The sequence below is a fragment of the Crocosphaera watsonii WH 8501 genome (assembly GCF_000167195.1).
GTDB lineage: Bacteria > Cyanobacteriota > Cyanobacteriia > Cyanobacteriales > Microcystaceae > Crocosphaera > Crocosphaera watsonii.
In genome coordinates this window covers 22,000-48,531 of record NZ_AADV02000009.1, presented here as the reverse complement: position 1 = coordinate 48,531, position 26,532 = coordinate 22,000, and the positions used below count along the sequence as shown (strand labels likewise).

The window sequence follows — 26,532 nt, the reverse complement described above, 5'->3', positions numbered from 1 at the left end:
GCTAACATTCTACCTCATTAATTTTTTCGATTTCCCAGTGATCTGCGTCCATTTCTCCTAATAATGCTTCTAGTTTTTGTTGTGCTTCTGTGGATGATTGGGCTTTAATGGAAAAACAACCACTTACAACAATTTCATAAAGCTTATCGGGATTAAATTTTTGAATACTATGTTTCATTGTATCCAAGCTTAAATTAATAAATTAATTGTAAGGTTATAATCTCCAACTAAGCTGTAAAATAAATATTAAAAAAGGTAAGCAATGCTTACCTTGATTGTGTTACAAAAAATTAACTTTTATTTTTGTTTTTTTCTCAACAACGCACCCATACCCAACAAAACCCCTAAACTAAGAATGCTTGAAGGTTCTGGTGTACTAGGTAATTCCGTCCCCTCGATCGCAATACCACTTAATTCGTCAGAAGGTGAAAATGCCCCAATAATAGTTTATTCATTATTCGTCTTAAATTTTTAGAACATTCTTAGTTTAATTATAAATTTATCCTCTCTAACTAAGCTGTAAAATAAACATTAAAAAAGGTGGGGAGTCCCGTTATTTATAGTTGTCGCCCAGTTAAAGGAACTACTACTAAAATTAGGGTTTAACTACTGTTGAACCCTCTATAATCTCACTTTTCAATTGGAAGGATCACTATTTCAGTTTAGTGAGCGTGGGACGTTAAGCAATTTTAAAGTTTAATCTATAATTTGGCAAAAATATAAACTTAATCTTAAAAAAAATATCTCGTTAAATAGAAAACAGTTAGGGGTTACAAAAATAAGCGATAATGGGGGGTACGTCTCAATTTTGGTCAGTGTGAAGCGTTATAATGCACGACCTCAGTACAATAACAAATTAGACAAACTTCAGATGAGAACCCATTATTGTAATCATGTAAGCGCAACGGATGTTGAGAAGACTGTAACCCTGTTTGGATGGGTTGATCGCCGTCGGGATCACGGTGGGGTGATTTTCATCGACCTACGCGATCGCACGGGAATCGTGCAAATTGTCAGCGATCCTCAGCGTACCCCTACATCCTACCCCATTGCTGAGACGTTACGCAACGAATATGTAGTCAAAATTATTGGACAGGTTAGTAAGCGTCCCCCTGAGTCTTTAAATACTAAAATTACCACGGGAGAAGTAGAAATTTATGCAGAGTCCATTGAGTTATTAAATGGGGTCAATAAACAACTGCCTTTTGTGGTTTCGAGTTTAGATGCAGAGTTTGTTAAGGAAGAAACTCGTCTCAAGTATCGTTATTTAGATTTGAGACGCGATCGCATGGCTAAAAATTTACAATTACGCCATACAGTTGTTAAGGCTATCCGTCGTTATCTGGAAGATGAACAGCAATTTATGGAAATAGAAACCCCTATTTTGACTCGTTCTACTCCTGAAGGGGCAAGGGACTATTTAGTACCTTCTAGAGTTCACCCAGGACAGTGGTATGCACTGCCTCAGTCACCGCAATTATTTAAACAATTATTGATGGTTTCAGGCTGCGATCGCTACTATCAAATTGCGCGGTGTTTTCGGGATGAAGACTTACGGGCAGATAGACAGCCAGAATTTACGCAACTGGATATGGAAATGAGTTTTATGTCCGAAAATGAAATATTAGAATTGAATGAAGGATTAGTTTGTAGCATTTTTAAAACGGTTAAAAATATAGATTTACCTCGTCCTTTTCCTCGGTTAACTTATAAAGATTCTATGGAAAAGTACGGAAATGATCGCCCTGATACTCGCTTTGATTTAACCTTAGTTGATGTTTCTGATATTGTTAAAGATAGCGGATTTAAAGTGTTCTCAGGAGTAGTTAAGAATGGGGGAAAGGTGAAAGTTTTACCCATTCCTGGGGGCAATGATGCTATCTCTAATGTGCAGATTAAACCAGGGGGTGACTTATTTAAAGAAGCTACGGAAGCAGGGGCAAAAGGTATCGCTTATATTCGGGTTAAAGAAGATAATAAACTAGATACTATTGGGGCGATTAAGGATAATTTGACGGAGGATAAAAAAGCGGAATTATTGGCAAGAATCGGCGCAAAACCTGGATATTTATTGTTATTTGGTGCTGGAGATACGGACACGGTAAATAAGTCTTTATCACGCTTAAGATTGGTGATTGGTCAACGGATGAATTTAATTGATCCCGATAAGATTAACTTGCTTTGGATCACAGAGTTTCCTATGTTTGAATGGAATGCTGACGAGAAACGCTTAGAAGCTTTACACCATCCTTTTACTGCCCCTAATTTAGCAGATATAGACGATTTATCAACAGCGAGAGCGCAAGCTTATGACTTGGTTTATAATGGGGTAGAAATTGGCGGTGGAAGCTTACGTATCTATCAAAAAGACATCCAAGAAAAGGTCTTTGAAACCATTGGTTTATCTTTAGAAGAAGCTTACAATAAGTTTGGCTTTTTGTTAGAAGCGTTTGAGTATGGAACTCCACCTCATGGGGGTATTGCTTACGGGTTAGATCGTCTGGTTATGTTACTAGCAAAAGAAGACTCTATCCGTGATGTCATAGCCTTTCCTAAGACTCAGCAAGCGAGTTGTTTGTTGACAGAAGCACCAGCTTCTGTTGATGCTAAACAGTTGAAAGAGTTAGAAATTAAATCGACTTATAAACCGAAAACAAAAGAGGAGTAAAGATGGTTAGAGACGTTTTTAGCAGCGTCTCGAAGCTATGCAAGAAGAGGTAAAATATATGATGGTGGGCAAATAATAACAATCCTTAATCCTGCGATTATTTTTTGAGAATTTGCCCACCCTACAGTTGAGGTTGAAAAAGTTAGATGCTTTCAGGTATAAATAAGAGTAATAAATTAGATTTTATTGCCAAAGAATTACAGGAAACAGAGAAAAATAATAACATTCGACAACTAAAGGCTATTTGTCCTCAAGATGGGGTTACTATTGTTAAAAATGGGAAGAGTCTAATTAATTTTAGTTCTAATGATTATCTCGGACTTTCCAAACATCCTAGTCTAATGTTAGCCTCACAAAACTATACTAAACAATATGGAACAGGTTCCACTGCCTCCCGTTTAGTGACAGGAACTTATGATATTCACGAAAAATTAGAGCAAAAATTAGCAAAAGTCTGTGGTAAAGAGGCTGCTTTGCTATTTAACACAGGATTTCAAGCTAATACTACTATTATCCCTAGTTTAGTTGACCAAAAATCTTTAGTGTTATGCGATCGCCTGGTTCATAATAGTATTCTACAAGGTATTTTCCTGAGTAAAGCCCGATGGAAACGCTATCAACACAACGATTTAAGTCATTTGGAGAGATTACTGAAAAAAGCTGTTTTACAGGGCTACAATCGCATTTTAATCGTTACTGAGACGGTTTTTAGTATGGAAGGCGATCGCAGTGATGTGGATGGTTTGATTCAACTTTCGCAACAATATAACACACTTCTTTACCTCGATGATGCCCATGCTTTAGGTATCATGGGAGAGAAGGGCATGGGACTGACGGCAAATAAGTCAGGAATTGATATTAGTTTGGGAACCTTTGGTAAAGCAATAGGAAGTTTTGGAGCGTTTATTACTACTTCTAAACTGATACGTGATTATTTGATTAATTGTTGTCCAGGTTTCATTTATACCACTGCCTTACCTCCTGCTGTTATTGGTTCTATTGATGCTGCTATTGATCTCGTTCCTAGCTTAGATCAAGAGAGAACATATTTAGGTGGACGAATAGATTATCTACAAAATCAGCTAATAAATTTAGGTTATAAGGTTTGTAATTCAATTTCTCCAATTATTCCTGTGATTATTGGTGATGAAGAAAAAGCCCTAAATTTATCACAATATTTAGAAACAAATGGCATTTTAGCAACTGCTATTAGACCCCCAACTGTCCCCAAAAATACTGCTAGAATTCGTTTTGTTTTATCCAGCAAACATCAACCAGAACAGATCAATTATCTTATTTCTTTGCTTAAACAGTATCATGAGTCTTAAAGGAGAAATTATCGCTTATCATGGTTGGGGTTTTGATAGAAACTGTTGGGAACAATGGCAGGAGATATTATCAAGTAATTTTCAATTTAAAACCTATGATAGAGGATATTTTCAAGACGAAATTTATCCAGAATTTACAGATAATGAGCTAAATAAAATCATTTTTGCTCATTCTTTTGGCTTACATTTATGTCCCAGAGAAATACTAAAAAAAGCTAACATCCTAATCTTATTCAATAGTTTTTCTGAATTTCATCCTGACAATGAAAAGTCAAGAAAAAGAACAAAATATGGACTAAAATTGATGATAGATGAGTTTAAAAATAACCCAAAAAATGTTTTAAAATCTTTCTATAAAAAATGTTATTATCCTTCTCCTTATATTGAAACTGAGGAGCAAAACTTTAACAGGGAAAGGTTAGAAGAAGATTTAAAACTATTAAATAAAGCCAAATTAGATATAAATATTCTAGAAAAAATACCCAAAATTAATATAATTCATGGCTCAAAAGACAGAATTTTTCTTGTATCTTATTCTCAAGAATTTTACAAAAAGGTGAGCAAAAATAGTCAATATTACGAAATTGAGGATGCTGGACACTGCTTACCTTTTACTCATCTAAAATCTTGCTTATCTATTGTAAATCAAACATTAGGAGAAATAGACAATCATGGCGATAATTAAAGTTGCTAACTCATCCAAAAAAGATGCAATAGCAAACAATTTTAGTAAAGGAGTTGCTAATTATTTATCTCATTCCCAAGTTCAAAAAGAAAGTGCCGAAAAGTTATTAGAAATAGCAAAAAACTCTGTTATTTCTCTGCCGAAAGGTACAATTTTAGAAATTGGTTGTGGGACAGGTTTTGTAACTAAGGGACTTATTAAACAGTTTCCTGATCACTTTTTTGATATTATTGATATTTCTGAAGAAATGCTCAATTATTGTGCAAATAATCTACAAATTTCCGAAGCAGAAAAAGAGTTAATTCAGTTCAGAAAAATAGATGGAGAAAGAGTAAAAGCAGAGCCTCATACCTATGCTGCTATTATTAGTAGCTTTACTGTGCAATGGTTTGAAGACATTGTTAATAGTTTAAACCGTTTAATTAATATGTTGCAACCAGGAGGAATATTATTATTAGCTTTTCCCAACCATCGCAGTTTTCCTGAATGGAAAAAGATGTGTCAAGAGTTAAATTTACCCTTTACCAGAAATCAATTACCAAATACTGAAGAAGTAATCAGAAAACTATCTATTCCACCCCATAAAATTCATCTGCTGGAGGGTGATTATACCATGAATTATGAAAATGCTGCCGATTTTTTCAGAAGTCTTAAGATTATCGGTGCAGGACTAAATTTAAAGCAAGAAAAATTATCAATCCCTGAGATGAAACGATTAATTAATTATTGGAATTCTCAGTGTTATCCTGATCAAGTAGAGGTAAGTTATGATGTTACTTTTTTACTTATTAAATTAATATGATATAATATAGAGTATGAGTCCAGATACCTAATTATTTTTATTTTTACTATGGCTTGGTTTGCTAAAATTGAAGCAGGAATTGTCGACAAGAAGACATTTGATCAATATGTCCCTGATCATAAACAATATGTCCAAGAATTAATTAACGAAGGACACGAAGCTAAAACGGGATATTGGGGAGAATATGGGGGAGGAATGTTATTATTTAAAGCAGATTCCTTAGAAGAAGCACAAGCGATCGTTAAACAAGATCCCCTAATTGTTAACCATTGTGTTAAATATGAATTACACGAATGGTGTGTTGTTGTTGAATAAATAATAACTGATAATTTGTAACTGCTTAATCATCGGGATAAGGATACAGGAGGTTTCTTGTTTCCTTTTTTAAGTCTATAATTTCTTGTTTTAAAAGTTCTGTAACTTCATCTTCTGATGCTGTTTCACTATAACCAAAGATAAATTTTATGTTCATATCACAATTATTTTTTTGGTAAATTTTAGATTGAATTAAGTTAAAGCCAAATTGTTCAATATTTTTCAAAATTAGTTGTTCTAAACACCATACTCTACCTTGAAGACGTTCTATAATATCAGTCATTCCTGAATTCCTCAATGCTCTTAAACAGCGTTTATCTCCTGTTAATAAATAATTATCATTTTCCTGTTGATTAAGAGAGCAGACATAACTAATTAAAATAGCTTCTCCTTTATCAATTTTATTATTTCCCTGCTGATTTAGTTTACTATAGTCTATCAATTTAGTATAAATATTTTGCTCAAAATCAATAAGATTTCGTTCTGAGATAGTTTGATAATTTTTGGTGATATCTAAAGCTTTTTTTCTATCATATTTTTCAATATTATTAGGTTTATTCCCTCTCTCACGCTTAATTTTTTTCCTGCACTGGTATTTAAAAATGTCAAGAATATAAATATGATTTTTTTCAATATCAAGAGATTGAAGGGTATCATTAAAAAGATCATAAGTAGCAAGTTTAAAAATAATGTCATTATCCAAACAGTAAAAACCTGGCAATTTTAAACTCCTAAAGCTTTCTCTAAATATTCATAGGTTTCATCACTAAACATATCCCAGTCTAAATTATCTGCTAAATACTTATTAATAAGTTTTTGTCCATCAGTTGACACTTCTAGTATATTTAAAGCAGCCATAGCTTGACGAAAACAATTTTTATTATGCCATCCATAGTTAAGAATGATTGCATCTGGTTGGATATTGGGAAGTTTAGGAATAAGAATTTTACAAACGTATCGAGTAAGACGTTCAGCATTTTGAAATTTATGTTTCCCTAAGTGGTTATCATACTTATCTAACAATAATTGAACAGCAAATTCATTAGCTTGTTGTTCTTCATTATCGTTAGAATTAAATTCAATTTCTTCGTCAACTAAAACCCCTTTTTCTAAATGTCCTAATGCTAAATGTCCTAATTCATGGGCTAAGTCAAAGGTAAATTTTGCCCTATGTGTATGTTTTGCACTAAGAATAATAACGGGAAAAGTTTCTTGCCATTGAATTAATCCAGCAAATTTCTTAATTTTCTTAGGAAAATTATTAAAATATCCCACTGCTATGCCTTTACTCCAACAATAATCTAAAAGAGATTCTAAACTAACTGTCTTATGATTACTTAAAATTTCTTCTCTAATCATTTGAGCATCATTAGCTAAGTTCTTATATTCAATATTACTCCCATAGGAAATTAATTCAGCTACCCGACTAGCCAATGTTTGAGCAAGATGAGGATGTTCTTTATTTTTACTGTTATGCTGTTTAAATTTAGGAAGAGGTAAAGTATTAAATTTAACCTCTTCTCCAGGGGTTAATAAGGATTTTAAATCTATATTGAAATTATCAGCTATGTAACCCGCCCCCTCTAACACAGCAAAAGGTTTATCATTAAGTTCATCATCCCACCAACTCGGTAAACCATATTCTCGGATATATTTTTTATTGAGTCCAAATGTAGTCAGTTTTTTATAGAGGGCTGACATAGTAAGGGTTTGTCCCATTTTTTTACCCTCCTTTTTGGGAAAGACAATGCTTTATACATTAGTATAATATTACTTAAATTAGACTATCTGCTACATAAAACTTGATATTTTCTTTTGATAGTCTATCTTAATTGCTGCTTATTTCATCTTCTGATATTCTATCGTAAATATTCCGTAATCCCATCAGCGATCGCCTCAGCCATTTTCTGACGATAACTAGCACTGTTTAAATTACGATTATCCACGCTACCCGTAACAAAACCAACTTCCACCAAAGCGGCCGGCATAGAGGTTTTTCTTAACACATAAAACCGTGCTTGTTTCACACCCCTATTTCTAGCTATAGTCACCCCGCGCACAATATTACGATGGATACTCAAAGCTAAACGATAACCAGAAGAAAAATAAAAAGTTTCCATACCATTCACCTGAGTTTTATTACCCCCTACCGCATTAGCATGGATACTAACAAACACATTGGCGTTACTATTTTCCGCCTTTTGTACCCGTCCACTCAAGGAGACAAAAGAGTCCCCAGAACGGGTCATAACGACGTTAAAACCCCGTTGCCTTAAAATTTTGGCAACTTCAGCCGAAATCGACAAAACCACCCGTTTTTCCTGCAATCCCCCTAATCCGATCGCCCCAGGATCTCGCCCTCCGTGGCCAGGATCGATCACCACCGTATAACGGCCACGACTCCCATAACTCGGACCACCTGGTTTAGGTAAAGGTACGATAATAGCAACCGGTGCCTCTTCAGCTGGCAAAGAATAGACAGAATGGGGTTGAAAGTCCGATAACTGCACATACCAACGGTTATTTGCTAAACTGCGCACCTTCACTTCCCAAGGACGCATAGAATATTCTTCCCCCAATTCCACTACAATACGAGTGGTATAAGGATCAAACTGGCCAACTCGAACCTCTTTGACGTAACCACTGATCTTATCTTGGGAAATGCTTGGTTTTCCTAAGTTAACCCCAGGTAAATCGATAATGAGACGGGTGGGGTTAGCAATCATGGAAGCTTTGGGTCTAACCCCCTCTTCTGTGACGATTTCTACCCTATTTTGACGAACATCAAAGTCCCAATATTCGAGATCATTGGCATCAACAGCAACTCCTACGGTTTGAGAAACAAGCAGTCCCCATAAAAAACTTTTTAGTAGTTTCATTCCTCACCCCACTTTGTTTATGGTTTTAAATTAGTTTATTCTGATGATTTTAGCAGGTAAAAATTAGAAATCTGTTCTTATTCATAGGAAACAGTGCAATGTAAAAGATGGTATTAAATATGATTAAAGATAAAAATTTTCAGACTTATTCAACCTCAGATGTGGTTAATTATTATCAATATTTACAGCAATTACAGCCAGCAGAAGAAACCCTGATTAAGCTGCTTAGAAATCAATTGTCAAACATGAAAATGCTTGATTTAGGGGTAGGAGGAGGGCGGACGACAAAACATTTTTTTCCTCTGGTTAAAGATTATATTGGGGTGGATTATTCTTCTAGTATGATTGAAGCTTGTCAACAAAGATTTAGTCCTTATTATCCCTCCATAAAATTAATAGTAGGAGATGCTAGAAAATTAAGTCAATTTGCCGATAATTCTTTTGATTTAATTTTATTTAGTTTCAACGGTATTGATTATATTTCCCATGAAGACAGATTAAAAGTATTACAAGAAATTAATCGTGTAGGTAAATCTGGAGCCTATTTCTTTTTTTCTAGTCATAATCTTCAAGCCATAGAACAATCATTTAATTGGCAATCTCATCTGAGTTTAAATATTTTTAAAACATACATTGATTTGGTTATGTTTGCTTTTTTGCGTGGTTTTAATGGTGGGATTAGTTATCAAAGCATCAAAGAAAATAGTTATGCAATTCTTCGGGATGAATCCCATAATTTTCGTCTCAGAACTTATTATATTCGTGCCTCAGAACAAATTAAACAACTAGAACCAATATTTAATGATATTAAAGTCTATTCTTGGAAAAACGGCTTAGAACTAACTACAAACCATGATAGAATCTCTTGCAGTGATATGTGGCTTTATTATCTTTGTCGTTTGCAATAATAACTGATCACTGGTAACTGCTCACTGATCACTGACAATTGTTATAAATGTATAAAATTTAACTATATTCCTAAATTCTCGTGATAATAATGTAGTTACTGCTTTGAAATTGTATAGGAAGTTACAAATATGGCTCTTCAACTTGGTGACACAGTACCCGATTTTACCCAAGATACCAGCGAAGGTTCTATTTCTTTTCATAGTTGGGCTGGAGACAGTTGGGTTGTTCTTTTCTCCCATCCTGCCGATTATACACCGGTTTGTACCACAGAACTAGGCACAGTAGCCAGTCTTAAACCGGAATTTGAAAAACGTAACGTTAAGGTTCTAGCCTTGAGTGTGGATAGCGTGGACTCCCATAAAGGTTGGATTAATGACATTAACGAAACCCAAAACACCACCGTTAACTATCCTATTATTGCCGATCCCGATCGCAAAGTAGCGGACTTATACGGGATGATTCATCCGAACTCCCTGAATAATCTCACCATTCGTTCTGTCTTTATTATCGACCCTAACAAGAAATTACGCCTCAGTTTAACCTATCCTGCTAGTACAGGACGTAATTTTGATGAAATCTTACGGGTAATTGATTCTTTACAACTAACCGATTACCATCAAGTGGCTACTCCTGCTAACTGGAAAGATGGAGATGATTGTGTGGTTGTTCCCTCCATTTCCACAGAAGAAGCAAAACAGAAGTTTTCCAAGGGAGTTACAGAAGTTAAACCCTATTTACGCATGACCCCTCAACCCAATAAATAGGATTATTTTTGTTTTCTTGCCTTGTTGGGGTCAACACTGAGGGAAGTCGAAGTGTTGACCTCTATTTTGTCTGATGTGACAGAAAACCCTTCCAGAGTTTGCTACTATTAAAGATCAGACCAGATTGTATCAACTAGGAGGTTAGAAATGTCCCGTAGATGTCAACTCACTGGCAAAAAAGCGAATAATGCTTTTGCGGTCTCCCACTCTCACCGTCGCACCAAAAAATTACAAGAAGCTAACTTACAATGGAAAAGGGTATGGTGGCCCGAAGGCAACCGTTGGGTTAAGTTACGTCTATCCACCAAAGCCATTAAGACCCTAGAAAAGAAAGGGTTAAATGCTATGGCCAAAGAGGCTGGCATTAACTTGAATAAAATGTAATCTTAGCAGATATTATTGAATTGGGGAGGGATTTTTTAGTAATAATATCCCCTATTCAATTGCTTGTGTTTTGTCATGTAAAATTATTGTCATCTTATTTTATTCTGCCGCTTGTTTACTAATATTGTCAACTTAGGAGTGAGAAAAATCTGACTTCGTTAGTTCTCTTTTTATACATTTTTGGCAAAATGAGTTATATTATGGGTAATAAAGATAACATTTTATAACCTTTTAATAAACGGCTCATGATCACTACAGAATCCTCATCAAGCAAACCCCTAGAAACCTACTATTGGTATTGGCAAGGTCATCGCATCAAGTATACCGTCAAAGGACAAGGAAAACCCTTACTATTGATTCATGGTTTTGGTGCATCCCTCGGTCATTGGCGCAAAAATATTTCTCATTTAGCCCAAGAAAATTATCGCGTTTATGCCCTAGACTTATTGGGTTTTGGGGGTTCCGATAAACCTCCATTAGACTATACCATAGAATTATGGCGGGATCTAATTAAAGATTTCTGGCAAGACCATATCAATGAACCAACAGTTTTTGTAGGCAACTCCATCGGTGGTTTATTAGTATTAATGATTTTGGCTGATTATCCCCAGATTAGTCAAGGGGGTGTCTTAATTAACTGTGCCGGTGGCTTGAACCATCGTCCCGATGAGTTGAATCTTCCCCTCAGATTTATTATGGGAAGCTTTACGAAATTAGTCAATTCATCCCTGACGGGAAACTTTATTTTTAACCGTATTCGTCAAAAACACCGCATTCGTCGCACCCTTCACCAAGTTTATAGCGATCGCAACGCAGTCACTGATGAATTAGTCGACATTCTCTATGAACCCTCTTGTGATCCTGGGGCGCAAAAAGTGTTTGCTTCGGTATTAACTGCTCCTCCTGGGCCCCATCCTAACAGTTTATTACCCCACATCAACCAACCTCTTTTGGTTTTATGGGGAAGTGATGATCCTTGGACTCCTATTGCTGGGTCAAAAATTTACCAGGAACGGGCAGAAAATGGACAGAATACCATTTTTCATCCCATCGAAAACGCTGGCCATTGTCCCCACGACGAAAGACCACAACAAGTCAATGAATTAATTTTAAACTGGCTAAACTCTCTTCTTTTTCAATAAAACCCCTTTGTTAACGACAGGGTTTAACTATAGTTTTCCTTGAGGTGGAACAATTCATATCTATATAGGTCAAAATTCATTAATAGTAGATGGATTTTGTCCGTTCCACCTTCATTATCTAAAACAATAAAAATGATATCAATAGAGGGTGGTTTTACCGTATTTTTTACTTTCGTCTGTTTCAATCGAAGCCATTAGCCAAGTAATTTTAAATAAGGAGAGCAAACAATGGTCCAAGCATTAACAAACAAACAGAGATGGTTAACCGCAACTGTAGCCAGTTTATTATTAGGAACAAGTTTAGTTGCAATCCCTGCTCAAACCCAAGCAGAAGAAAAGATTGAACAACAACCAGTGTTGAGCGAAAAGGAACAGGTGAAACAAGCTCAAGCAACCGCCCTGGAAATCATCACCAAGATGACTGCCGCACAACGCTCGTATTACCAAGAAAATGGGGAATTTGAGGTTGTTATTGATAAGATAGCTGAAGATCATAACCTAACTTTGCCTTCTACCTTTAATTACGCTGTTCGCACCAGTTTTCAAGGTGCTTACATTTACGTTCAACCGTCTGACAATCCCATCGCTAACAAACTGACAGGGTATGTTGGGGGTGTTTTCATGAAGTCTCCTGAAAAAGCCAAAGATAATGAGACTCAGAAAGGGGAAATTGTCACAATTATCTGTCAAACCAAAGAAACAGGACGCAGACGGCCCGGCGATCCTAAAGTCGCTAGACCCAAAGATTTAAGCTCAAGCACTGAGCTATCCTTAAGCTGTGCAGACTCTACTGTACCAGTTGCCAATAACCGATAACGATGCACTTTGTACCATTAATTGACACTCTCCCGAGTGCAAATCGGGAGAGTGTCAAATTATCGCAAAACCCTAACTGTTCGTTTTGGGGAACCTTTATCATTTCCTCAAGTTAAACATCCCAAACGTCAAGACATTGATACTGTCTTAGAAACCTTAGAAAAAGGGTTAGTTGAGTTGTTACCTTCCCATTATCAAGAACCGGATGAACTAAAGTTATTTTCAGGTTTCTTGAATCATTTTTTCTGTTAAGATGGTGGGTTACGATGCGGATAAAAACTTATGATGTTTTTATCAAAATCAAATCCGCACCTAACCCACCCTACGAGCTAATTTTTTAATCTTCAATTTCTTTGGTATTCTATTAATGCTTGTTTAACGGATGGGTTATTAGTATCAATGTAAGGAATACGGTTAATTTCTTGATAACCATACTCAGAAAATTGTGATAATTCTGCTTCGGAAACTGGCCAGGGTGGACCATCAATCGTGTCTTCTGTATCTCGAAGACGAGTTACAATTAATAAGGTTCCTCCTGGTTTTAACGAGGTTGCGATCGCTTCTATAACTTCTTTTCTAATAGTGATCGGTAATGCTTGAATAGTTCTTGATTCAAAGATGATCTCAAAACTGTTTTTCCAACTATTATCTAAGTTTAATAAATCAGCAACTAAGTAATTAACGGAACTATTATTAAACCTTTTTTGACACCATTCAATGGATGAGGGTGCAATATCAAAAGCTGTAACATTAGCCTTATATTGAGCTAAAATTTCGCTATCATCTCCTAAACCGCAACCAATAACTAAAGCTTTTTTCTTGGTTATATTGGCTATTTTTACCCAGTTTTCTAAACAAGGATGGGGCTGCATTTTTGCCCAAGGAACCTGTTCAGGGTTTCCTAATGCGTCGGTATAAATATCTTCAAACCATCCAGTAAAATCATTTTTTTGTTGATACTCTGTAACTAAATTTTCAAGTTTTTTACGCAATGGGTTTAGATTTTCGTCACTCATAATAATTCACAAAAATAGGACATAAATCACTGTAGGGTGGGCAAAAAAAGAAAGATTATCAAATCATTTCAAATACTTTTCAATTTACCCACCGACCACATTACTATCATAAATCATAAATTCTAGATTTTAAATTCAAGTCACTGTAGGGTGGGCAAAAAAAGAAAGATTATCAAATCATTTCAAATACTTTTCAATTTGCCCACCGACCACATTACTATCATAAATCATAAATTCTAGATTTTAAATTCAAGTCACTGTAGGGTGGGCAAAAAAAGAAAGATTATCAAATCATTTCACATAATTTTCAATTTGCCCACCAACCACATTACTATCATAAATCATAAATTATCAATTTTAAATTCAAGTCACTGTCCGGTGGGCAAAAAATACTCCGATTTTCAAATTGTTTAAAATAGACTTTGACTTTGCCCACCCTACTATTATAAATTATAATAATTGTTAACTGTTAATTGCTGAACCATTGTCTTATCGCTTCGGTAACTTCAGGATCAAGAGGTCGTTTCATAGCTGTTACAAAGTCTTCATCGGGGTTTCCTAGTCGTCGAAAACTATGATCTAAACCTGGGAAAATATGGGTTTTAACTTGAGTATTTCCTGCTTTTTTTAATGCTTCTGTTGCTAATAATGCTTCTGTATGGGGTGTATTATGATCTAAGTCTCCATGTAACAACAAAACAGGACATTTTACCTTAGAAATAAACTCAAACGGAGGATAATCAAAATGTTGTTTCCAGATCAGAAAATCCAATTCTTTAGACCAAGTTTCATCACCCAGTGTTAGATTAGTATTTCCTTGTTTAATTTTATCACATAATTCATCAGTTTTGACGTAAACCCAATACATCAAGGGAAAAGTATTCTTAAAATTTTCAATCGCATCTTGTTCTAACTTCCAAAAATTATCCCGTTGCCATTTTAAAATAGTTTCTAGGTTATTATAAACCCCTCCTTGCCAAATATAAAAAGCTAAATCTAAATTTTCAGCAGCTAACATCAAAGCGATAACTGCACCTTCGCTTTGTCCTAAAATGCCAATTCTATTATTATCGATTTCAGGTAAAGTTTTTAACCATTTTATAGCTTCTCTAGCATCATCAACTAAAGTAAATAGACCAACATGATCACAATCTCCTTCGCTTTCACCGCACCCTCTTTTATCATATCTAAAGGTAGCATAACCTAATTTTTTAAATAATTTTGCTTCATCTTTAAACAAGTTTCTGTCAGGTAAAGTAACAGGAAACCAGTCTTTTTTTGAGTTATCTAAATTACCGTCACGGGTTTGAGGGAAAGAACCACCCACAAATAAACAAACAGGTGGTTTATTGATGTTATCAGGTAGGGTTAAAGTTCCTCTAATCTTAGTATTTTTTGAAGTAAAGTAGGTAGATTGTTCCATATAATTAGCTTTTATTCAGTCAATCGTCATGTTAGCTTAGCATAAAAGTCTATTTTAAGAAATAGAGTAGCAAAAACATGAATAAAATATTTATCTGCTTATTCAAAAATAAAATCCTTTAGATTATAATATAGATATGAATAAATTACGGTTTGAGTGGGATTACGCAAAAGACAAAATTAATCAAAAAAAGCATGGTGTTTCTTTTTAAGAAGCTAAAACCGTATTTTATGATGATAATGCTATTCAATTTTGGGATGACTATCATTCTAATGGGGAGGAGCGATTTTTACTACTTGGTCAAAGCTCAAAAATGCGAATCTTACTAATTGTGCATTGTTTTCGAGAACAAGACTCTATCATTAGAATTATATCAGCCCGAAAAGCAACCAAAAAAGAAAGTCAAGAATATCGAGGATAATATCATGAAACCAGAATATGATCTTGCTAACATGAAACGTCGTCCCAACCCCTATGCAAAACAACTTAAGCAACAAGTAACCTTATCTCTAGGTAATGACATAATAGAATATTTTGATCAAAAAGCACAAGAAAAAGGAATTTGCTATCAACAGTTAATCGCTCTATATCTTCAAGATTGTGTGATCAATCAGCGAGAACTGTCTTCTTAATCATAAAAATTACTGAGTTATAAAGTGTATTACTATATCAGCTATAGCAACTAAAAAAATACCTTATATTTTTTAGTTTACTAGAAACAATGAACTGCATAACATTGATTTAAAAATATTTTTGTGTAATTATACATATATAACAATACTCAGTTTATAAAATGATTTGTACTAACAAACGCCAAAATCAAGCTATCATAACATCTTTAGTGAGTTCAGCTTGTCTAGCGGCATTAACTTTTGGTTTTAGCGAAAAAGCTTCTGCTGCAGCCACGGTTTGGGGTGGAAATGGTGCCATTACTAGCATCACTGATGGTGGTAATTATAGATATGAGGGTCGTCTAAACTCCTCAAGACTGATTAATGGACTAACTGGAAATGCTGCTAATAATAACCCCGAATTTCTCACAAAATCTGCGATCGCCAAACACAGAAGCCTTACAGGAAGTGGGTTTGAACAGAGCGATCGCAGATTTCCCCAACCAACAGTCTGTTGTCAGATTTTAAGTTAAAATCAACCCGAATTAGACAAAGATGAAAAGATAAATCAATCACTCATTTTTCCAAAAAAATTATTAATAAAATCTCTAATAGTACTAGATTGTTAGAATAAAATATGCTATAATTTAATTATTAAAGCAATTTACCTTAAACTGATTTAATGAGTCCCAGTCATCCCCGAACCCCTCGTCAAGTAATCAACTTTAGTAAACAGAAAGGAAAAGAAATAATCGCTAATTTTGATGGGGGACTAATCACTTCAGATGCGGGGATTGTCTGGATAGCTGAGTTGGATAAAAAACTGGGAATTACCGAGAAGTTTGGTAACTGTTTTCAAGATCATCGTCATCAATATTATGTAGATCATTCCGTTCATGAGTTATTAGCACAAAGGCTTTATGGAATTATTTTAGGCTATGAAGATGTCAATGACCATGATAAATTACGTCACGATCCTGCCCTTAAGATCGCTTTAGAAAAGCTTAATGAACTTGAAGATAAAAAGGGATGGTTAGCTGGAAAAAGTACAATTAATAGATTGGAATATTGTCCTGAGACTATTCTCGACCAAAAAACGAGTCGTTATCATAAAATAGAACCCAACTTTGAAGCCATTGAAAAATCTTTTGTCGAATTTTGTTTAGAGTCTTATAAAAAACCTCCCTTAAGTATTATATTAGATATGGATGTCACGGATGACCAAGTACATGGTAATCAAGAAGGGGCATTTTTTAATAGTTATTATCACGGAGTATGTTATGCTCCTTTATATATTTTCTGTGGGCATCATTTATTAGTTGCTAAACTTCGTTCATCTAATGTAGATCCAGCCGATGGAGCCTTAGACGAATTACAAAGAATTATCGGACTAATTAGAGAAAAATGGTCAGAGACTCATATCCTAGTTAGGGGTGATAGTGCCTATGCCCGTGAAGAAATCTTCTATTTTTGTGAAAATCAGCCTTTAGTTGATTATGTTATAGCTATGGGAACAAATGGCGTTCTTAAGTTACGAGCGGATGATGTAATTGAAAAAGCCAAACATGAATATGAAAAAAAACTAGCTCCAATAACTGAATTAATGGATAGTTTATTTCAGAAAAAAGAAGATTTAGAAGAAGTTAAAAAATTAGTACCAATTTCTACTTGGTATCGCTCTATTCGTTATAAAACAGAAAAGTCATGGAGTTGTCAAAGAAGAGTAGTGACAAAAGTTTGTTATGGAAGTGATGGCTTAAAAATGCGCCATGTGGTGACATCTTTGCCCGCTTCAAAAATTCCACCCTCAAAACTTTATACAAAAAAATACTGTCCGAGAGGCGAGATGGAAAATCGGATTAAAGAACAACAATTAGACTTGTTAGCTGATAGAACTTCAACTCAAACATTTCAAAGTAATCAACTAAGATTATGGATACATTTCTGGGCTTATGTTCTCATAAATGCTTTTCGTCAACACTGTTTTAAAAAAACTTCATTGGCTAAAGCAACTGTGGGAAGAATACGTCTAAATCTTCTTAAGTTGGGAGCCAGAATAAAGATTAGTTGTAGAAGAATTATTATCGCTATAGCTAGTGCTTGTCCTTATCAAGATATTTTGTCTATTGCTAACAAAAGAATTAAAACTATTCCTAATACTGGATAAGTAGAATAAGTTGTTTTTTAAAAAAGATATCTATCATAAGTTGTTGACTGACTGATACTTTCATTTAGTCTTATTTATCGTGGAGAAAATCAAAAGTTAATATAATTATTCCCTCTTAAACTCAATTTTTGGATAATCAAAGTCAATTTTTTTATTCATCTATATTCAAAATTTCTATTAGTCCTAAAAATTATCATTTTTCATCTCTGGATTGGGCTTTCAAATTAATTTGTGAGAAATCCGGGATTAAGCTCCCAGAACTTGGACTGATATAAGGTATGCTCATAGACCATTTTTCCTTGTCAATTCCTGGATGAGCTTCAACAGCTTTTTCCCAAGCTTCTTTAATCCTGCGTGCATCATCATTGGAACTAAGAATAAAGAGAAACTCAATCAATCGATGCTCACCAGGTAGGAGATTTTCAATTCTCGATCCCCAAACTTCTGAATTCGGTAAGGTGACGATTTTGCCAGTGTAGTGATCAAAAGAGGTATTGGCTAACGTGATAGCTCTGACATACCCTTTATCGTTGGTGCCTGGAATTAAGACGAGATCGCCCACATCAAAGGGCTTATAAATGAGCAACATTAAACCACTGGCGAAGTTGCCCAAATTACTTTGCAAAGCAAAGGCTAAGACGAAACTGACCCCACCAAGCAAGGCCAGTAAGGGACCCAGACTAATACCTAAGCTCGTTAATCCCATCAGAAAGCCAACCACCATCACCCCACGTTCTGTGGTCATCACGATGAAGTCAAGAAATAAGTTAGAAACTCCACCAACTCGGCTGAGTGTTGTTCTGACAAGCTTTTTCAAGATAAGAGCAGCAAGAATAGACACGCTGATAATCAGAATAAACTTAACAATACTGAGTCCCAAACGGATACCCCCTTCTTCTGATTGCAGCCAACTAACCAGTCGCACTATCAACCCTTCTGTATCTGTAACATTTATCTCAATACCGCTTACCACGTCGATATATTTGCGATAGGATTGTGTGTCCCCACCTTTGTTTCCTAACGCATCTAAAACCACATTTAAACGGTCAATAATAGCAGTTTGTTCCCCTTGTAACTCGGTTACATTAACTACTAATTGATTTTTTAACTCGGTTTCAGAGTCTTTCGGGTCTTGTAAAAATTCCTCTTTTTTAGCTGAAGGGGCTAAACCTGTTTGAGAAACCGCTTCTCCCGCTTGGATGACTTTAGTTCTCTGTTACGCAAGAGTTTTTTCTAATTGTTTATACTCAGGGGAGTCAGGCACGGCACTTTCTAACTTTTTCTCAGCCGACTCTAACTCTAATAAGGCTGTTGCTAAGACATCAATTTTTTCCATCCCCTCATTGTAAGCTGCCGATCCCTGTGTAAGTTTAGCTATCTCTTTTTCCGCTTCTAGGAATATTTTCTGAGCAGAGGTAATTTGCTGTTCAAGTTCTGCCTCTTGTAAAGTTTTTTCTAATTCTTCATCTTGCTTTAATTCTTTCTCCGTTTCAACAGCTTCCTTTATATCTTGTTCAGCCTCTCTGAGAGCTTGTTTAGCTGCTTCCACATCCTCAACTGCTTTTTCATATTCTGGTGTACCAGAGGTCGTTTCATTCAAGGCCGACTCAGCTTTAGCCAACTCTTCTCTCGCTTTGTTAACAGCTTCGTCTGCCTCTTCTCCCTCTTTAATGATTTGATTTTCTCGCTTGATGGCAATCTCTGTTGTACTAATTTCTACAGCTTTATCTTTGAGCAACAGGAACCAAGCTGCGGCCTCTGTTTGTAATTCTTCGAGGCTCAATGGTTTCACTAATAACTCTAGTTGATCCACTGGAATCTTAAGGTCTTCCACCGTAACCGCTTGAGATGGATCAACATCCCCAGTGATAGTTGATTCAATTAAAATTGAGTCTTCTTCTTGTTCTTGGGCAAATCCTGGAGGACTTAATATTGCCACGATTGATACCATTCCTGCTATCACCAGTGTTTGAAATCTGACTAAAATTATATGATTCATAGACGATTCTGTTAATTATTATGTAGTAGTACAAAAATTTATTAATAAATTTTTGTACCCTTAATTGTCATGCCAAGGAAACTACGAATCTCATTAAGCTCGAATTCCATAATACGTAGTCCCGTAGATGCTATCTCTCGCTAACAGATTTTTAGGTATTGCATACTAATTTTCCAGACCACTACTAAAATTAATAACCGTTAACAATCAGCATAATAGCATATAATTTCATCTAAGTTCAATGATTAAAAAACGAAAGTTATATTCTTGTCAAGATTTATATTTTTATTACTTTAATACTGAGCAGCACTTTTTCTGATATAATACATATTTATTGAGTATAAATTATCAATTACGCTTCTAATTTTGTTCAATAACCTAATGCTAAACCATCGGCACGGGGTTCGGAACCGGCGATTAAAACACCGTTATTTTTTAAGATCATTTGACCTTTGCCAAACATGGTTTCAGGGGCTAATTTAACATCATGGCCTCGTTCTCTTAACCCTGCAATAATTTCGGGGGATGCACCCATTTCTAAAAGTACGCTATTTCCTTCTAGAAATCGCCATCTAGGTGCATCTAAAGCAGTTTGAGGATTCATTTGATAATCAGTTAAATTAACCACCATTTGTAGGTGTCCTTGGGGTTGCATGGGCGCACCCATTACGCCAAAGGGGCCAATAGGTTGATTATCTTTGGTTAAAAAGCCAGGAATAATCGTATGAAAAGGACGTTTATTGGCTGCTATTTGATTAGAATGACCTTTTTCTAAGGTAAAAGCTGAGCCTCTATTATGTAAGGATATTCCTGTTTCTGGAACTAAAATTCCGCTACCAAAAGTATCATAGTTTGATTGAATAAAAGAAACCATTAACTCTGCATCTGCTGTACATAAATAAACGGTTCCTCCTTGTGGTATTCCATGGTTAGCTAAAGGTATAGCTTGATTATTAATTAATTCTTGACGCTGTTTTGCATAATTTTTCTCCAATAAATTACTGTTAGTAACTTTCATAAAATCAGGATCACTAACATAAGCATAAGCATCAGCAAAAGCTAATTTCATTGCTTCAATTTGATAATGAAAGCTATCTACAGAATCTCGTTTGTATTGTTCAATATTTAAACCTTCCACAATATTTAAAGCCATTAAAGCGGCAATTCCTTGGCTATTGGGGGGCATTTCCCATACTTCTAATTCCTTATATTTAGTAGCAATAGGATCAACCCATAAAGGAGTATGAATCGCTAAATCATCAGAGGTTATATATCCTCCTGTATCTGCTGCAAAATTGTTTATTTTTTCAGCTATTTTTCCCTTATAAAAACTTTCCCCTCCTGTGTTGGCAATCTCTTCTAATGTTTGAGCATGGAGAACACTTCCCCAAATTTCTCCAGCTTTTGGGGCGCGTTTTTTAGGAAAGAAAACTTGTTGAAAATATTGATATTCTGGTCTTTTTTTCGTGAGATAAACTACTTCTTTGCGTCGCCATATTTCTGCGGTTACTGGAGAAACAGGAAAGCCATTTCTAGCGTAACGAATGGCAGGGGCAAATAACTGCTCAAAAGGTAATTTTCCCCACCGTTGCCAAACCTCATACCAGACAGAAACTGCCCCAGGAACCGTTACCGTTAACCAGCCAATATCTGGCATTTTTTCTAAACTAGAATAAGCTGATAATGGTAAATTTTTCGGGCTTTTTCCTGAGCCATTAATACCTTGTAATTTTCCATCCCAAACTAAAGCAAAAGCGTCACCACCAATCCCATTAGAAGTGGGTTCAACTACGGTTAAAGTAATAGCAGTGGCAATAGCTGCATCAACCGCATTTCCTCCAGATTGAAACATTTCTATTCCTGCTAAAGTTGCCAAGGGTTGACTGGTAGCAACCGCACAATTTTTAGCTAAAATAACACGACGTTGAGAAGCATAAGGATAAGCATTAAGATTAAACTGCATGATAATTAATAGATAAATAGGAGTTCGGAGTTCGGAGTTCGGAATTCGGAGTTCGGATATAGGTGTACCTCATGAGTCCGAGAAACCTTATATAAAAAAACTCTAATAATTTATCCTTCATTTTAATTCCTGCCATAAAATTGACGGCAAATGAAACAGAAATCATAAAAATTGATGGAAACCACCCTAAAAATTAATCCTACTGCTGACACCCCCAAAGATGAAACATTTATGGATATATTATCTCCTCATGGGGCGAATATTATCCTGGGTGAACAAACCGCCGAAAGTTTAGTTATACCCCTGGAACCCTCTCCTACCACTATGTTTGGCCCAAGAGGGGCTTGTTTAGTTGCCGAAGATGGTCCATTATGGGTGTGTGATACGGGACATCATCGCTTGTTAGGGTGGAAACATCGCCCCGAAACCGACGGTCAACCGGCAGACTGGGTGATCGGTCAACCGGACTTTTCCCATGAAGGACAAAATGCTAAAGGAACCCCCCAAGCTAATACTGTGAGTGTTCCTACAGGGATCTGTGTTTGTGGGGAAGGTTTAGCCGTAGCTGATGCCTGGAACCATCGGGTTTTAATCTGGAAAAAATTGCCTGAAAATAATAATATTCCTGCGGATATCGTCTTAGGACAAGCAGACTTTCATCATAACCAGCTTAACCGAGGACAAATGGACACGGCGGCCGATAGAATGCACTGGCCCTATGGGGTAATGTATCATCAAGGACGGTTATTTGTAGCGGATACTGGCAACCGTCGGGTATTGGTGTGGAACGAACTACCCACCCGTAACGGACAACCAGCAGACTATGTTTTGGGACAGGTAGAGATAAACCGACGGGATGAAAATGGGGGAGATAGTCCCACTGCGAGTAGTATGCGTTGGCCCCATGCCTTGGTTATTTGGCAAGATCACTTAGTTTTGGCCGATGCTGGTAATAACCGTTTAATGATTTGGGAAGGAATACCTACTGAGAATAATACCCCCTGTGGTATGGTTTTGGGACAAAGTAACTTTCAAGGGGCTGAGTTGAACCAGGGAGGCTATTTTCCCACCCCTAGCAGCCTCAGTATGCCCTATGGTGTCGCGGTTATGGGTAAATGGTTGATGTCTGCTGACACGGCTAATTCTCGCCTGGTAGGATGGACTGATGAGTTAATGATGGGGAAAGTAGCGCAAGGGTTAACGGGACAATCTCATTTTCGTAGCAAGAGTGAAAACCGTTCCTATGGTGGCCCAACTCGTCAAAGTTTAAGCTGGCCCTATGGTATTACCGTTTGTGGTGAAACGGCAGTTATTGCTGACTCTGGTAACAACCGTGTTTTATTATGGGGTTTTTAAATCGCTTATTTGATTAACCTTTATTTATTGTGCCACGAACTGGTTTTATCTAGGCGCGGAGAAGGTTCAAATATGTAACAAAGGGGACAAAATCTTTATCCGAAAAAAGCAATGGTAGATTATTTTCAATACAGAAAGAAGCGATAATTACATCAGCCGTTTTTCTAATGGTTATTCCTTGCTTGCGTAACTGACGATAGTTTTCTGCGCTTTTGATAGCCATATTTTCACCCAATAAATCAAAAATTGTCAATGAAGTGAGTAAATTTTTAGCTATGCTCTAATCTGAATCATTCCGAAAACCTTGTATAACTTCTGTGAGAATAATATCACCAATACTTATGGGCTGAATTCCTAGCCATAAATCAAGTTTTGTGGTTTCAGGAGTCTCATAACCATTGAAGTAATCAATCCAAACACTCGAATCTACCATAATCATTTATTAAGCCTCATTTATTCTAAGTCTCCTTCCCATTTCAAGTTACCCTTAAATTGTTTAATTTGCTCTTGTTTTTTTAAATCAATTAACGTTTTAATCCCCATTTCTATGACTTCTTTTTTTGTCTTTAAACCAGTTACTTTTAAGGCATCAGCTATTAACTGCTCATCAATGATAATGTTAGTTTTCATGATAAATTTAAACTTTGTAATATGGGGAAAATTATATCAATATTATACAAAATGTTAACAATTGCCACAAAATTGGGAATGCTAAGCATAGCACAGCCAATTGAATCCTACTGCTATGTTGTTAACAAAACTAATGAAATTTTCCGAGGGTAAGTCTTACTTATCTAAACTAGCGATCGCCTCTTCCATTGTGACAATAAATGCTTTAGCGATCGCACCTTCTCAAGCTATGAATTTAATTCAAAATGGTAGTTTTGAGAATATTAATGGCACATTTGTCAATAACGGGGCAGGTTTTATGCCCTTGGGTAATGGTTCTACTGTTATTCCTGGTTGGACAACCACAAACCCATTTGTAGCATGGATTAGTGATAGTAATGGATTTGGAGTAAGAACACCCTTTGGTACTTTTTCTCCTGATCTTAAAACCGGTTCTAATGTCGGAGGTCTTGCTCAAACAATTAACATTATAATTACAGTAAATATCGATTGTTACCATCTATAGCAAGCAGTAATGATATATGATAAGCGACAAAATATCAGGACATAATAGTATTATGTCCCTACGAATTCTAATGAATAATAACAATGATCTATTCTTATGCTAAATTATCCTCACTTTCTTCTTGATCATCTGGCATATTTTCTATCATACTTTGGATTAAATCATACTGAGTAAAATATTTATTTCCCTGCCAATGTTCCCAAGCTTCAATATGTTTCATTCTCAAGGCAATTTCTAAAATAGATAATCCTTCTTCATGAAGACTAACAGCAATCTCTTCAATTTCCGGTAAAGGTTGTTTAGATTTTTCTTCCATATAAGCTCTCACTGCTTTATCTTTTTCCTCTTCTGTTTCATATTGAGCAATAACCTCTTCAATTTCTTCTTCTAACTCTTCGGGGGTATAAACAACAACATCTTCCTGATCAAAAAACTCTGCAAAAGAATTAGGAGGTTGAGGAGTTTCGTCAGGAGAACAACCAAATAATTTATTAACAATTCCTAGTCTAACAGGTTCAGCAGCGCGCCAATTAAGTCTAGTATTAAAGAATTTTACTGCTTCTATAACCCGTTGAAAGGAACGAGCTTCTAGGATCATTAAATTATCACTAATAAACTGAAAATAAGCTAAGGGAAGAGGTCGATCTTGTTTAGGAATTTTATTATAAGACTGTTGAAAACGAATTTTTTTCGCTTCTTCCTCATACAACCAATACCAGCGATCGCTCTTATCATAATACTTCAGACATTTTAACTTCTTAAAAACCCCCAAAACAGTTTTTTTATTAGTAACGTAATAATAGAGCCTAGCAGGTTGATAGGGTTCCCCCGTAACATTAGTAATTAAATTTAATTGTGTTTCAGTTGTTGCCATTGTTTAAGTGTAATTAGATTTAAAGCCTATCACTCCTATCCTAATGCAAAGTTATAATTATTATCTTAAAAAAAGCTAAAAACTTCATTTCTTAAGATTATCTTTATCACTTTACATCAACTTACATTTGGTTTAATTGTAAAGAAAAACAAAAGATCCTTAAATCTGTGATAAAAAACCCAATCATTTTTAAAAGTTTGCCTTACCGTTGTTAGATAGGTAATCGTCTAACCCATGAACCATTGTGAAGATTCCAAGTAACATTATCACCTTACTCGTTGGTATCGTCATTACATTAGTCAGTCTTTGGTACGGTCAAAACCATGGCCTATTGCCGGTGGCTGCTTCTGAAGATGCCCAACAGGTAGACAATATATTCAACTTTATGATGACCATTGCAACGGGACTATTTCTCCTGATAGAAGGAGTTATAGTTTACAGTGTCATTAAATTTCGTCGTCGTAAAGGGGACACTAGCGACGGTCCTCCCATTGAAGGGAATGTTCCCTTAGAAATTCTCTGGACTGCTATTCCCACCGTTATTGTCTTCATACTTGCGCTGTACACTTTTGAAGCGTACAACAATATGGGGGGACTAGATCCCGTTATTTCCAAAGATACGGCTCCCCAACAAATCGCCATGGGTGATCAACAGCATCGAATTGCCTTGGGGATTGGTAAATCTGCGACAGAAGACAACCCTGCCATTATGGTGGATGTCAAAGGTATTCAATACGCCTGGATTTTCACCTATCCCGAAACAGGAATCATTACTGGTGAACTCCATGCTCCTATTAATCGCCCTGTGCAACTGAATATTGATGCAGGGGATGTAATCCACGCCTTTTGGGTTCCCCAACTGCGCTTAAAACAAGACGCTATTCCTGGCAGAGAAGCATTTTTATCCTTTACAGCTAACCGTGAAGGAGATTATCCCATCATTTGTGCCGAACTCTGTGGTGCTTATCACGGGGGTATGAAATCTGTGCTTCATGTAGATAGTGCCGAAGCTTATGCTGAATGGGAACAAGCTAATAAACCGGTACAAGAAGCCAATATGGGAGAAACCGCTTTAGTTGACCCGAAAAACATGAGCGATCCCGAATTTCTCAGCCCTTATGCCGAAGAAATGGGTATGAATCATAACATGGTTGCTGAATTAGCTAACCATAATTCCGATCACGCTTTTTAACCCTGAAAAGAAGTCGCCACCTAGAGAGAGAGAAACCCCATTCTAACTTTACAATCTGAATTTCTGAGGTAGAAATCAAGGGTTTTATGTTCCCTGCCCTTGTA

General features: G+C 35.9%; 31 protein-coding genes and 1 pseudogene. 18 read left to right on the top strand and 14 right to left on the bottom strand.

Going from position 1 to position 26,532, the window contains the following annotated elements:
• Nucleotide 1: 1 nt before the first annotated feature.
• Complete coding sequence (locus CWATDRAFT_RS38530; RefSeq protein WP_007310570.1) at nt 2-178, bottom strand: hypothetical protein; 177 nt, start codon at nt 176-178, stop codon at nt 2-4.
• A gap of 119 nt (nt 179-297) precedes the next feature.
• Nucleotides 298-399 (bottom strand): PEP-CTERM sorting domain-containing protein, encoded by a 102-nt coding sequence (locus CWATDRAFT_RS41750; RefSeq protein ID WP_071905581.1) that lies wholly within the window; start codon nt 397-399, stop codon nt 298-300.
• Between the two features lie 472 nt (nt 400-871).
• On the opposite strand from CWATDRAFT_RS41750, the gene aspS reads away from it, so the two are divergent.
• From aspS to CWATDRAFT_RS12280, 5 genes are all read left to right on the top strand, one after another.
• Nucleotides 872-2,668, top strand: coding sequence for an aspartate--tRNA ligase (aspS, locus tag CWATDRAFT_RS12300; RefSeq protein WP_042711473.1), 1,797 nt, complete (start codon nt 872-874; stop codon nt 2,666-2,668).
• Nucleotides 2,669-2,814: 146 nt separating this feature from the next.
• Nucleotides 2,815-3,996, top strand: coding sequence for an 8-amino-7-oxononanoate synthase (bioF, locus tag CWATDRAFT_RS12295; RefSeq protein ID WP_007305300.1), 1,182 nt, complete (start codon nt 2,815-2,817; stop codon nt 3,994-3,996).
• Nucleotides 3,986-4,681: an alpha/beta fold hydrolase gene (locus CWATDRAFT_RS12290; protein WP_007305301.1), complete on the top strand. Its 696-nt coding sequence runs from the start codon at nt 3,986-3,988 to the stop codon at nt 4,679-4,681. The genes bioF and CWATDRAFT_RS12290 overlap by 11 nt, the downstream gene beginning before the upstream one ends.
• Nucleotides 4,668-5,483, top strand: a complete 816-nt coding sequence (locus tag CWATDRAFT_RS12285) for a methyltransferase domain-containing protein (RefSeq protein ID WP_007305302.1) — start codon at nt 4,668-4,670, stop codon at nt 5,481-5,483. The genes CWATDRAFT_RS12290 and CWATDRAFT_RS12285 overlap by 14 nt, the downstream gene beginning before the upstream one ends.
• A gap of 48 nt (nt 5,484-5,531) precedes the next feature.
• On the top strand, nt 5,532-5,798 hold the full coding sequence (locus CWATDRAFT_RS12280; protein ID WP_007305303.1) for a YciI family protein: 267 nt from the start codon (nt 5,532-5,534) through the stop codon (nt 5,796-5,798).
• Between the two features lie 25 nt (nt 5,799-5,823).
• On the opposite strand, the gene CWATDRAFT_RS12275 is transcribed toward CWATDRAFT_RS12280, so the two are convergent.
• The 3 genes from CWATDRAFT_RS12275 to CWATDRAFT_RS12265 form a co-directional block, all read right to left on the bottom strand.
• A complete protein-coding gene (locus CWATDRAFT_RS12275; protein ID WP_232287085.1) occupies nt 5,824-6,501 on the bottom strand; it encodes a hypothetical protein in 678 nt (225 codons plus the stop codon).
• A gap of 20 nt (nt 6,502-6,521) precedes the next feature.
• On the bottom strand, nt 6,522-7,517 hold the full coding sequence (locus CWATDRAFT_RS12270; RefSeq protein ID WP_007305289.1) for an ImmA/IrrE family metallo-endopeptidase: 996 nt from the start codon (nt 7,515-7,517) through the stop codon (nt 6,522-6,524).
• A gap of 140 nt (nt 7,518-7,657) precedes the next feature.
• Nucleotides 7,658-8,677, bottom strand: a complete 1,020-nt coding sequence (locus CWATDRAFT_RS12265) for an N-acetylmuramoyl-L-alanine amidase (protein WP_007305288.1) — start codon at nt 8,675-8,677, stop codon at nt 7,658-7,660.
• Nucleotides 8,678-8,796: 119 nt separating this feature from the next.
• On the opposite strand from CWATDRAFT_RS12265, the gene CWATDRAFT_RS12260 reads away from it, so the two are divergent.
• From CWATDRAFT_RS12260 to CWATDRAFT_RS12235, 6 genes are all read left to right on the top strand, one after another.
• Entirely contained in the window at nt 8,797-9,585 is a 789-nt protein-coding gene (locus tag CWATDRAFT_RS12260; RefSeq protein ID WP_042711472.1) for a class I SAM-dependent methyltransferase, read from the top strand.
• A gap of 129 nt (nt 9,586-9,714) precedes the next feature.
• Nucleotides 9,715-10,350 carry a peroxiredoxin gene (locus tag CWATDRAFT_RS12255; RefSeq protein ID WP_007305305.1) on the top strand — a complete coding sequence of 212 codons (636 nt, stop codon included), beginning with the start codon at nt 9,715-9,717 and terminating at the stop codon, nt 10,348-10,350.
• Nucleotides 10,351-10,497: 147 nt separating this feature from the next.
• Entirely contained in the window at nt 10,498-10,734 is a 237-nt protein-coding gene (gene rpmB / locus CWATDRAFT_RS12250; RefSeq protein ID WP_007305306.1) for a 50S ribosomal protein L28, read from the top strand.
• A 245-nt stretch (nt 10,735-10,979) separates the two neighbouring features.
• Complete coding sequence (locus tag CWATDRAFT_RS12245; protein ID WP_007305307.1) at nt 10,980-11,876, top strand: alpha/beta fold hydrolase; 897 nt, start codon at nt 10,980-10,982, stop codon at nt 11,874-11,876.
• Nucleotides 11,877-12,104: 228 nt separating this feature from the next.
• On the top strand, nt 12,105-12,692 hold the full coding sequence (locus CWATDRAFT_RS12240) for a type IV pilin-like G/H family protein (RefSeq protein ID WP_007305308.1): 588 nt from the start codon (nt 12,105-12,107) through the stop codon (nt 12,690-12,692).
• Nucleotides 12,693-12,743: 51 nt separating this feature from the next.
• Nucleotides 12,744-12,944 carry a hypothetical protein gene (locus CWATDRAFT_RS12235; protein WP_007310562.1) on the top strand — a complete coding sequence of 67 codons (201 nt, stop codon included), beginning with the start codon at nt 12,744-12,746 and terminating at the stop codon, nt 12,942-12,944.
• 92 nt (nt 12,945-13,036) lie between these two features.
• Here the strand turns inward: CWATDRAFT_RS12235 and CWATDRAFT_RS12230 are convergent, their stop codons facing one another.
• Both CWATDRAFT_RS12230 and CWATDRAFT_RS12225 read right to left on the bottom strand, forming a co-directional pair.
• Nucleotides 13,037-13,684: a class I SAM-dependent methyltransferase gene (locus tag CWATDRAFT_RS12230; protein WP_232287084.1), complete on the bottom strand. Its 648-nt coding sequence runs from the start codon at nt 13,682-13,684 to the stop codon at nt 13,037-13,039.
• Nucleotides 13,685-14,177: 493 nt separating this feature from the next.
• The gene (locus CWATDRAFT_RS12225) at nt 14,178-15,131 is read right to left on the bottom strand and encodes an alpha/beta hydrolase family protein (protein ID WP_007305286.1); all 954 of its coding nucleotides are present in this window, start codon (nt 15,129-15,131) and stop codon (nt 14,178-14,180) included.
• Nucleotides 15,132-15,354: 223 nt separating this feature from the next.
• On the opposite strand from CWATDRAFT_RS12225, the pseudogene CWATDRAFT_RS33520 reads away from it, so the two are divergent.
• The 4 genes and pseudogenes from CWATDRAFT_RS33520 to CWATDRAFT_RS12210 all read left to right on the top strand — a co-directional run.
• A pseudogene (locus CWATDRAFT_RS33520) lies at nt 15,355-15,552 on the top strand (BrnT family toxin); the annotation flags it as partial.
• 4 nt (nt 15,553-15,556) lie between these two features.
• Nucleotides 15,557-15,763, top strand: a complete 207-nt coding sequence (locus CWATDRAFT_RS12220) for a CopG family antitoxin (RefSeq protein ID WP_007305310.1) — start codon at nt 15,557-15,559, stop codon at nt 15,761-15,763.
• A 161-nt stretch (nt 15,764-15,924) separates the two neighbouring features.
• Nucleotides 15,925-16,275, top strand: a complete 351-nt coding sequence (locus CWATDRAFT_RS38525; protein WP_007305311.1) for a hypothetical protein — start codon at nt 15,925-15,927, stop codon at nt 16,273-16,275.
• A 149-nt stretch (nt 16,276-16,424) separates the two neighbouring features.
• The gene (locus CWATDRAFT_RS12210; protein ID WP_007305312.1) at nt 16,425-17,909 is read left to right on the top strand and encodes an IS1380-like element ISCwa5 family transposase; all 1,485 of its coding nucleotides are present in this window, start codon (nt 16,425-16,427) and stop codon (nt 17,907-17,909) included.
• A gap of 193 nt (nt 17,910-18,102) precedes the next feature.
• Here CWATDRAFT_RS12210 and CWATDRAFT_RS31725 read toward each other — a convergent pair whose 3' ends face one another.
• The 3 genes from CWATDRAFT_RS31725 to CWATDRAFT_RS12200 all read right to left on the bottom strand — a co-directional run bounded on the left by CWATDRAFT_RS31725 (nt 18,103) and on the right by CWATDRAFT_RS12200 (nt 21,871).
• Complete coding sequence (locus CWATDRAFT_RS31725) at nt 18,103-18,945, bottom strand: mechanosensitive ion channel family protein (protein ID WP_007305285.1); 843 nt, start codon at nt 18,943-18,945, stop codon at nt 18,103-18,105.
• A gap of 180 nt (nt 18,946-19,125) precedes the next feature.
• Nucleotides 19,126-19,908, bottom strand: a complete 783-nt coding sequence (locus CWATDRAFT_RS31720) for a hypothetical protein (RefSeq protein WP_050018354.1) — start codon at nt 19,906-19,908, stop codon at nt 19,126-19,128.
• Nucleotides 19,909-20,278: 370 nt separating this feature from the next.
• The gene (locus CWATDRAFT_RS12200; RefSeq protein ID WP_007305283.1) at nt 20,279-21,871 is read right to left on the bottom strand and encodes a gamma-glutamyltransferase family protein; all 1,593 of its coding nucleotides are present in this window, start codon (nt 21,869-21,871) and stop codon (nt 20,279-20,281) included.
• A gap of 174 nt (nt 21,872-22,045) precedes the next feature.
• Here CWATDRAFT_RS12200 and CWATDRAFT_RS12195 point away from each other — a divergent pair, with 174 nt between their 5' ends.
• The gene (locus CWATDRAFT_RS12195; protein ID WP_007305313.1) at nt 22,046-23,227 is read left to right on the top strand and encodes an NHL repeat-containing protein; all 1,182 of its coding nucleotides are present in this window, start codon (nt 22,046-22,048) and stop codon (nt 23,225-23,227) included.
• A 49-nt stretch (nt 23,228-23,276) separates the two neighbouring features.
• Here CWATDRAFT_RS12195 and vapC read toward each other — a convergent pair whose 3' ends face one another.
• The 3 genes from vapC to CWATDRAFT_RS12190 are packed head-to-tail and all read right to left on the bottom strand — an operon-like array spanning nt 23,277 to nt 23,857.
• Nucleotides 23,277-23,504 carry a type II toxin-antitoxin system VapC family toxin gene (gene vapC / locus CWATDRAFT_RS35800; protein WP_422615051.1) on the bottom strand — a complete coding sequence of 76 codons (228 nt, stop codon included), beginning with the start codon at nt 23,502-23,504 and terminating at the stop codon, nt 23,277-23,279.
• Nucleotides 23,505-23,507: 3 nt separating this feature from the next.
• Nucleotides 23,508-23,660: a PIN domain-containing protein gene (locus CWATDRAFT_RS38520; RefSeq protein ID WP_198138978.1), complete on the bottom strand. Its 153-nt coding sequence runs from the start codon at nt 23,658-23,660 to the stop codon at nt 23,508-23,510.
• A 20-nt stretch (nt 23,661-23,680) separates the two neighbouring features.
• The gene (locus tag CWATDRAFT_RS12190) at nt 23,681-23,857 is read right to left on the bottom strand and encodes a type II toxin-antitoxin system VapB family antitoxin (protein WP_007305280.1); all 177 of its coding nucleotides are present in this window, start codon (nt 23,855-23,857) and stop codon (nt 23,681-23,683) included.
• A 133-nt stretch (nt 23,858-23,990) separates the two neighbouring features.
• On the opposite strand from CWATDRAFT_RS12190, the gene CWATDRAFT_RS12185 reads away from it, so the two are divergent.
• Nucleotides 23,991-24,362, top strand: coding sequence for a carbohydrate binding domain-containing protein (locus CWATDRAFT_RS12185; protein WP_021831181.1), 372 nt, complete (start codon nt 23,991-23,993; stop codon nt 24,360-24,362).
• 94 nt (nt 24,363-24,456) lie between these two features.
• Here CWATDRAFT_RS12185 and CWATDRAFT_RS12180 read toward each other — a convergent pair whose 3' ends face one another.
• On the bottom strand, nt 24,457-25,236 hold the full coding sequence (locus CWATDRAFT_RS12180) for a hypothetical protein (RefSeq protein WP_007305279.1): 780 nt from the start codon (nt 25,234-25,236) through the stop codon (nt 24,457-24,459).
• Nucleotides 25,237-25,480: 244 nt separating this feature from the next.
• On the opposite strand from CWATDRAFT_RS12180, the gene coxB reads away from it, so the two are divergent.
• Nucleotides 25,481-26,428: a cytochrome c oxidase subunit II gene (gene coxB / locus CWATDRAFT_RS12175; RefSeq protein WP_007305315.1), complete on the top strand. Its 948-nt coding sequence runs from the start codon at nt 25,481-25,483 to the stop codon at nt 26,426-26,428.
• The last annotated feature ends 104 nt before the right edge of the window (nt 26,429-26,532 follow it).

What these genes read in the sequence shown, in the direction of transcription:
- CWATDRAFT_RS38530 (WP_007310570.1), bottom strand. Translation starts at nt 178, where the DNA reads ATGAAACATAGTATTCAAAAATTTAATCCCGATAAGCTTTATGAAATT.
- aspS (WP_042711473.1), top strand. Translation starts at nt 872, where the DNA reads ATGAGAACCCATTATTGTAATCATGTAAGCGCAACGGATGTTGAGAAG.
- bioF (WP_007305300.1), top strand. Translation starts at nt 2,815, where the DNA reads ATGCTTTCAGGTATAAATAAGAGTAATAAATTAGATTTTATTGCCAAA.
- CWATDRAFT_RS12290 (WP_007305301.1), top strand. Translation starts at nt 3,986, where the DNA reads ATGAGTCTTAAAGGAGAAATTATCGCTTATCATGGTTGGGGTTTTGAT.
- CWATDRAFT_RS12285 (WP_007305302.1), top strand. Translation starts at nt 4,668, where the DNA reads ATGGCGATAATTAAAGTTGCTAACTCATCCAAAAAAGATGCAATAGCA.
- CWATDRAFT_RS12280 (WP_007305303.1), top strand. Translation starts at nt 5,532, where the DNA reads ATGGCTTGGTTTGCTAAAATTGAAGCAGGAATTGTCGACAAGAAGACA.
- CWATDRAFT_RS12270 (WP_007305289.1), bottom strand. Translation starts at nt 7,517, where the DNA reads ATGGGACAAACCCTTACTATGTCAGCCCTCTATAAAAAACTGACTACA.
- CWATDRAFT_RS12265 (WP_007305288.1), bottom strand. Translation starts at nt 8,677, where the DNA reads ATGAAACTACTAAAAAGTTTTTTATGGGGACTGCTTGTTTCTCAAACC.
- CWATDRAFT_RS12260 (WP_042711472.1), top strand. Translation starts at nt 8,797, where the DNA reads ATGATTAAAGATAAAAATTTTCAGACTTATTCAACCTCAGATGTGGTT.
- CWATDRAFT_RS12255 (WP_007305305.1), top strand. Translation starts at nt 9,715, where the DNA reads ATGGCTCTTCAACTTGGTGACACAGTACCCGATTTTACCCAAGATACC.
- rpmB (WP_007305306.1), top strand. Translation starts at nt 10,498, where the DNA reads ATGTCCCGTAGATGTCAACTCACTGGCAAAAAAGCGAATAATGCTTTT.
- CWATDRAFT_RS12245 (WP_007305307.1), top strand. Translation starts at nt 10,980, where the DNA reads ATGATCACTACAGAATCCTCATCAAGCAAACCCCTAGAAACCTACTAT.
- CWATDRAFT_RS12240 (WP_007305308.1), top strand. Translation starts at nt 12,105, where the DNA reads ATGGTCCAAGCATTAACAAACAAACAGAGATGGTTAACCGCAACTGTA.
- CWATDRAFT_RS12225 (WP_007305286.1), bottom strand. Translation starts at nt 15,131, where the DNA reads ATGGAACAATCTACCTACTTTACTTCAAAAAATACTAAGATTAGAGGA.
- CWATDRAFT_RS12220 (WP_007305310.1), top strand. Translation starts at nt 15,557, where the DNA reads ATGAAACCAGAATATGATCTTGCTAACATGAAACGTCGTCCCAACCCC.
- CWATDRAFT_RS38525 (WP_007305311.1), top strand. Translation starts at nt 15,925, where the DNA reads ATGATTTGTACTAACAAACGCCAAAATCAAGCTATCATAACATCTTTA.
- CWATDRAFT_RS12210 (WP_007305312.1), top strand. Translation starts at nt 16,425, where the DNA reads ATGAGTCCCAGTCATCCCCGAACCCCTCGTCAAGTAATCAACTTTAGT.
- CWATDRAFT_RS31720 (WP_050018354.1), bottom strand. Translation starts at nt 19,908, where the DNA reads ATGAATCATATAATTTTAGTCAGATTTCAAACACTGGTGATAGCAGGA.
- CWATDRAFT_RS12200 (WP_007305283.1), bottom strand. Translation starts at nt 21,871, where the DNA reads ATGCAGTTTAATCTTAATGCTTATCCTTATGCTTCTCAACGTCGTGTT.
- CWATDRAFT_RS12195 (WP_007305313.1), top strand. Translation starts at nt 22,046, where the DNA reads ATGGAAACCACCCTAAAAATTAATCCTACTGCTGACACCCCCAAAGAT.
- CWATDRAFT_RS38520 (WP_198138978.1), bottom strand. Translation starts at nt 23,660, where the DNA reads ATGGTAGATTCGAGTGTTTGGATTGATTACTTCAATGGTTATGAGACT.
- CWATDRAFT_RS12190 (WP_007305280.1), bottom strand. Translation starts at nt 23,857, where the DNA reads ATGAAAACTAACATTATCATTGATGAGCAGTTAATAGCTGATGCCTTA.
- CWATDRAFT_RS12185 (WP_021831181.1), top strand. Translation starts at nt 23,991, where the DNA reads ATGAAATTTTCCGAGGGTAAGTCTTACTTATCTAAACTAGCGATCGCC.
- CWATDRAFT_RS12180 (WP_007305279.1), bottom strand. Translation starts at nt 25,236, where the DNA reads ATGGCAACAACTGAAACACAATTAAATTTAATTACTAATGTTACGGGG.